This window comes from Streptomyces sp. NPDC001880 (genome assembly GCF_053594575.1).
This window is the reverse complement of the sequence record NZ_JBSFET010000182.1, coordinates 1-5353: the sequence shown is the minus strand read 5'-3', so window position 1 is coordinate 5353 and position 5353 is coordinate 1. Positions and strand designations below refer to the sequence as shown.

Sequence of the window (5353 nt, the reverse complement as noted above, 5' to 3'; positions counted from 1 at the left end):
AGCAGCTACCTCAAGGGGTAGTTCTGAGGCGAAATTGGGGGGATGTGCGTCCGGCGTCCCGGCGGGCTCGCGGATCGTGGTCGGCCCGCCACCGATCCTCACATCCAGGTCGCCTGCGGCCTCGCGCGCCTGACGGAGTGCCTCCTGCGGCGTGGCGTCGATGAAGTGGAATGTGGTGCCGCCCTCCATCTCCACCGAGGGGCGGGGGTGGTGGGTCAGGACGAACACCGGGGTGCGGAAGGGCGGGTTGGGCCCCCACCAGCCGTTCCAGTCGTCGTTCTCCCATGGCCCGCGCTGGGGGCCGAACTTGTTGCGGCCCATGATCTCCGCTCCGATGCCGACATCCCAGGTGCCGGCGATGGTGTCATCGACCCCAGTGCTCCCGTCCGGCTTGCCCAGCATCTGCTGGAAGGTCCTGGTCGGGAAGAACCACTCATGGAGCCGCGTGCCGGCGTGGCCGAACGGGGCGTCGAGACTCTGCCCTTCACCAGTGGCGAATCCGTCGATAGAGATGGAGAAGTTGTGGACCCTCACGCGGGACATTGCACGGACTCCTGCCCTCGAAGCGATGTGATTGCGAACTGCAATCACTAGCCGTGGGTGAGCCTAGACCCGGTGATGGCAGAATGCAATCACTGGAGGTGGGCATGCGAGACAAACCGCGGTCCGGATGCGCGGTCAACGCGGCGGTCGAGGCACTCGGGGACCAGTGGAGCCTCATCGTCCTGCGCGACGTGATGTTCGGCGGGCGCCGACACTTCCGCGAGCTGCTCAGCCACTCCGAGGAGGGGATCGCGTCGAACATCCTCAGCAGCCGTCTCAAGGCCCTCGTCGCCGGCGGTCTCCTCACGCAGGAGCAGGCCGAACGAGGACGTCGAGCGACCTACAGCCTCACAGAAGCGGGCATCCAGACAGTCCCCATCATGGTCGCGCTCGGCTCCTGGGGAATGCGGCACCGCCCGACCACACCCGAACTCAGCGTCCGCGCTCGCCTCTTGGAGGACGGCGGCCCGCATCTCTGGGAGGACCTCATGGACGAACTCCGCGAGGTGCACCTGGGTATTCCCCGCTCGAACCCCGACCACCCCCGGGCCTCCGAAATCCTTCAGGCAGCCTACGAGCAGGCACTCACGCAGGCGCACTGACATACCCCTCCGGCCGGCATCAAGATCGCTTGAAGTACTGGTCCTCCGCCGATACCCGTCTTTCCGCGCGGGCGGCCTGACGATGGTCTTTAGAGGCCTCGCGGACAGGCGGCAGGTCATGGTCGGCGTCGGGGGCGTTCCTCCCAGCGGTAGGTGGTCCATGCCTGCCGGATCAGGTTACGGACGGTGATGATCGTGTCGGCGAGGTCGAAGAATGTGTCGATGACGGTGCGCCGCTCGTAGCAGCGGGCGAGCCGGTGGAAAGCGTTCTGCCAGGCGTGAGTGCGTTCGACATGCCAACGCTGACTGGCCTGGATGGGCGCCTTCTCCCCCTTGTACGCGATGCGTCCGTGCAGGCCGCGTTCGTTGAGCAGAGCGCGGGTCTTGTCCGCGTCGTAGCCGGCGTCCAGATGCACGGTGATGTCGTCGGGCAACGGCCCCCGGTCGTCCAGACGGTCCAGAGTCGGGGCGAGCAGCGGGGAGTCGTGGCGGTTGGCATCGGCCAGGACACGGCCCAGGGGAATCCCGTACCCGTCCGTCATGCCCGAGCGTTTGAGGCGCTGTTTGCAGCGGTCGACCGGTGAGCGACCGGCCGCCTCGCCGCCTCCGGGGTCTTGGTGATGAAGCTGTCCACGGCGATCTGATCGAGGACGAGGCCGACGATCCGGTCGTAGGGACTCCAGCGCGATCTGCTTGAGCCGGGCGAACACGCCCAGTCGTATCCACTCGTCGCGAACCGGCATACAGGACTCAGGCTGCCGAGGTTTTGACGCCTCCCTTGCCCCGGCAGTCCGGGGTCTGCGTCTTTTCTGGGACTGCTTGTGCTGCCCTGTACGCGTCGTGGTCGTGACGGTGGTCGCCATCTTCTGGGCCCGGAGCTCGGCGACGCAGTCGGTGACGCAGGTGCTGTAGTCGGCGCACTCGGTATTGGCCTGCGTGTCTTGAACGGGGTTCTTCGGCCCCGGGCGAACGGAAAGTTCTGACCCCACTCCTCGAACGGGAGGACGACCGATCACGTCCGCAAACGCAGAAGCTCGGCTCCCGCAGCGGCCGTCCGCCCAAGTTCGACAAGACCGACTACCGCGAGCGCCATGCAGTCGAATGCGGAACCAACCGCCCCAAGAGGCATCGCGCTGTATCCACGCGATATGACAAGCTCGCGGTCCGCTATGAGGCGACCGTCCTCGTTGCTGCCATCAACGAGTGGCTGTGACCTTCGGCCGTCACGCGGTGGGATCCACGTTCCACGCCGCGGGCAGACCGCTGCTGCAGAAGACGCAGACGAAGTCGTCCTCGCGCACGATGTTGTGTTCCTGGCAGTCGGGGCACCGCCGGAACACCACCTCGTGGGTGAAGGCGGAGTGCCGCCCGAGCTCTACGTTGTCCAGAGCACGGGCGACTGCCGACCAGGAGGTGGTGTCCGGGCAGTACCCGGTGGACTGGTTGCTGACCTCGCTCACGGCCCACCGGTCTGCCTCGCGCATGAAGCTGATCTCTCCGGCACTCAGAACCATGTCTCCGTCGGCACAGACCACGTGCTCGCTTCGTCGCGGCGCCAGTCGAAGCACACCGTCCATACCGACCACGAAGGTGAACGGTTCGGCCAACTCCCCCGCCGATTGCTCAGCGATCCAACTGTCGAAGTCAGCTGCCGAGCTGATCCGGCACCCGCCGCCGCCAGGCCGGACCGCAGTCTTCAGCTCGACCGGTCCGACATATCTGTAACTCCGCCCCCGCGCACTCACGTCAGCCAGCCTAGAGCACTTCCGACACACACCCTAGGCTGCGAACCCGACGTTGGTCACGTACTCTGCGATCCCAAGTCGACAATGACGTCCTCCCAGGCGTCGTCCAAGCCCTCGTGGTCGCCGGCCGCCCAGGCCTCAACGATGCGGTCCCAGCGGCGGACGTTCATCGTGCGGTACTCCACCACCCGCTGGAGCGGGCGCAGTACCTGCGACTGGTTGAGCGGGTGGTTCTCCACCCGTGTCCCACCGGCGGCGTTCAGGCGTCGCAGAAGGTGCCGGGCGGCGCACCTGGCGGTAGGCGGCGTCGATGGTTCTGGAGACGTTCAAGATCCGCTTGTCCGCCCAGTCACGGAGGCTTCGCCCCACGCTGGACTATCCGCCAGCGTGGGAAAGCCACTCCGGGGCTGAGGCAACCTGCTGTCTCAGTCCCCGAGAAACCACAGATACAAGTGTTGCCCGTCGAGAATCGTCTGGCCCAGCTCGACGAGCTCGCGCGCGAACTCGTCGGTCAGCACATCCGGAGGCAGCCGCGGTATCTCCTCCAGCAGGGTGGACACCTGCCGGTGGTTGAAAACGGTATCCGCGTACGGCAACAGGTGCCCCAGCATCGGAAACACCGACTGGTCGAGACCGGCCAGCTCTGGACCCCAGACCACACCATGCTCAGCGCGGGCCTCGATCGTGCCGCTCTCGCTGCGGACCTGCACATTAATCATGGTCAGACCCTATTGACCTCGTGATACGGACAGTCCCTGAGGGCTGTCCCGTAGCCGGCGCTATAAGCCGGTGGTCCCGGTCGGCAAGGCCGAGACCGACGCTGACGTCCGGGACCTCCAGTCTTAGTGGGTCAGGAGGTTGGTTGATCCTTGCGCAGCTGTTGCCGTCAGTCGGTGAGCAGGGGGTAGTCGGTGTAGCCGTGGGTGTCGCCGCCGTAGAAGGTGGTGGGGTCGGGCTCGTTGAGGGAGGCGCCGGTCTGCCAGCGCCGGACGAGGTCGGGGTTGGCGATGAAGGCCCGGCCGACGGCGACGAGGTCAGCGGCTCCGCTTTCGACGTACCGGCGGGCTGCGGCCGCGTCGGTCATCGGGTACCAGCCGTCGCTGACGATGAGCGGGCCTTGGAAGCGGGCGCGGAGGTCTGTGATCAGCGGGCCGGTGGAGTCGCCGATGGTGTGCAGGTAGGCGAGGTCCAGCGGGGCGATCTTGTCGATGAGCATGCCGTAGGTCTCGGCGGTCTCGGCGGGGTTGTCCTCGATCGCGCCGTGCAGGTTCGCCCCGGGCGAGATGCGCAGGCCCACGCGCTCGCTGCCGATCGCGTCGGCCACGGCCTCTACCACCTCGGTCGCGAACCGGGCCCGGGCCGCGGTGGATCCGCCGTAGGCATCGGTGCGGTGGTTGGTGGACGGCGTGAGGAACTGGTGGATCAAGTAGCCGTTGGCGCCGTGCAGTTCGATGCCGTCGAGGCCGGCCGCGACGGCAGACCGCGCGCTGTTCACGTACTCCTCGACAACGCTGGGGATCTCCGCCGTGGTCAGGGCCCGGGGTGCGGGGTACGGGCGCATGCCGCCGGCGGTGAAGATCTCGCCCGGGGCGGTCAGCGCGCTGGGGGCCACGGTTTCGTGGCCGTTCTTGTTGTCGGGGTGCGAGATCCGTCCCGCGTGCATGAGCTGGGCGACGATGTGGCCGCCTTCCTCGTGCACGGCATCGGCGACGGCGTGCCAGCCTGCGACCTGCTGGACTGTGTGAAGGCCGGGGGTGTTCGTGTAGCCCTGGCCGGCTGGGCCGGGCTGTACGCCCTCGGTGATGATGAGGCCGGCGGTGGCGCGCTGGCGGTAGTACGTGGCGACGACGTGCCCGGGGACACCGAAGGAGTCGGCACGGCTTCGGGTCATGGGTGCCATGGCGATCCGGTTGGGCAGCGACCACTTGCCGATGGTCACGGGGCTGAACAGGTCGTGCATATGGGTCTCTCCTCGGGACGGGGTGTCCGGGCGGATGGTCAGGCGGCCGGGCGGCGGACGGCGATGACGTTCTCGGTGACGGTCGCCCGCCGGCCCTGGGGCCCGGTGGCGATCCGCTGGGGTGCGTGGCAGCGCTCGATGTGCCAGCCGTCGCCGAGCTGGAGCGAGGCCAGGACCTCTTCGGGGGCGGGGAAGACCACGTGCTGGCCGACTTGCCAGGACCAGGGCGCTATGGAGGCGTGTTCGATGACGATGAACATGCCGCCCGGGGCGACCGATTCGGCGGCTCGGCGCAGAACCTGCGCGCGGGGGATCTCGATGGGGGTGTGGAAGTAGACGGCGCTGACCAGGTCGAATTCGCCTCCGGGGAAGCTCTGCGTCAGGTCGTGGCGTACCGCGTGGACCCGCTGGGCCGCCGACCCTTCGGCGTCAATCTCTTCATGCCGCAGCCGGCGCTCGCCGACCCGAGCGCCGTGGAGGTGTACCGGCACCAGCTCGTGGGC

7 protein-coding genes and 1 pseudogene are annotated in these 5353 nt (G+C 67.6%); 1 reads left to right on the top strand and 7 read right to left on the bottom strand.

Annotated features, from left to right (window positions below):
- The coding region (locus tag ACWCQ6_RS35545; protein WP_451096409.1) for a dihydrofolate reductase family protein at positions 1-543 on the bottom strand (543 nt) is incomplete at its 3' end.
- Positions 544-647: 104 nt separating this feature from the next.
- Here ACWCQ6_RS35545 and ACWCQ6_RS35540 point away from each other — a divergent pair.
- Complete coding sequence (locus ACWCQ6_RS35540) at positions 648-1145, top strand: winged helix-turn-helix transcriptional regulator (protein WP_451096407.1); 498 nt, start codon at positions 648-650, stop codon at positions 1143-1145.
- A 116-nt stretch (positions 1146-1261) separates the two neighbouring features.
- On the opposite strand, the pseudogene ACWCQ6_RS35535 reads toward ACWCQ6_RS35540, so the two are convergent.
- The 6 genes and pseudogenes from ACWCQ6_RS35535 to ACWCQ6_RS35510 all read right to left on the bottom strand — a co-directional run.
- Positions 1262-1879: pseudogene (locus ACWCQ6_RS35535) on the bottom strand (transposase); the annotation flags it as partial.
- A 489-nt stretch (positions 1880-2368) separates the two neighbouring features.
- The gene (locus ACWCQ6_RS35530; protein ID WP_451096405.1) at positions 2369-2890 is read right to left on the bottom strand and encodes a hypothetical protein; all 522 of its coding nucleotides are present in this window, start codon (positions 2888-2890) and stop codon (positions 2369-2371) included.
- A 56-nt stretch (positions 2891-2946) separates the two neighbouring features.
- The gene (locus tag ACWCQ6_RS35525; protein ID WP_451096404.1) at positions 2947-3129 is read right to left on the bottom strand and encodes a hypothetical protein; all 183 of its coding nucleotides are present in this window, start codon (positions 3127-3129) and stop codon (positions 2947-2949) included.
- A 186-nt stretch (positions 3130-3315) separates the two neighbouring features.
- Positions 3316-3609, bottom strand: a complete 294-nt coding sequence (locus tag ACWCQ6_RS35520) for a hypothetical protein (RefSeq protein ID WP_451096402.1) — start codon at positions 3607-3609, stop codon at positions 3316-3318.
- A 167-nt stretch (positions 3610-3776) separates the two neighbouring features.
- A complete protein-coding gene (locus tag ACWCQ6_RS35515; RefSeq protein ID WP_451096400.1) occupies positions 3777-4850 on the bottom strand; it encodes an alkene reductase in 1074 nt (357 codons plus the stop codon).
- A 38-nt stretch (positions 4851-4888) separates the two neighbouring features.
- On the bottom strand, positions 4889-5353 hold a 465-nt coding region (locus tag ACWCQ6_RS35510; protein WP_451096411.1), incomplete at its 5' end, for a class I SAM-dependent methyltransferase.